This window comes from Enterobacter sp. K16B (assembly GCF_020216105.1).
Lineage (GTDB): Bacteria > Pseudomonadota > Gammaproteobacteria > Enterobacterales > Enterobacteriaceae > Enterobacter > Enterobacter sichuanensis.
The window spans coordinates 1-201 of record NZ_JAIWJZ010000184.1 but is presented as its reverse complement, the minus strand read 5'-3'; the positions used below and the strand labels follow the sequence as shown (position 1 = coordinate 201).

General features: G+C 65.2%; 1 pseudogene. It reads right to left on the bottom strand.

Annotated features, from left to right (window positions below):
• Window positions 1-201: pseudogene (locus tag LDK53_RS22395) on the bottom strand (RHS repeat protein); the annotation flags it as partial.

The following is a 201-nucleotide window of genomic DNA, read 5'->3' as shown; positions in this document are numbered from 1 at the left end:
TCCAGCGCCCTCTAACGGGTTACCAGCCGCATCCCAGTGCCACTGCTCCTGACCGGGCAGCGAGCCGTCCTGAGCGAGCAGGCCCCGGCGCTGTCGTACTGCCAGCGGTTCCAGTTAAACGGGTTATCGTCCCGTTCTTCCCGCACCAGGTTATTGCGATAATCGTACTCCAAGCGGCGGGATCAGCGGCGCGGCGACGGG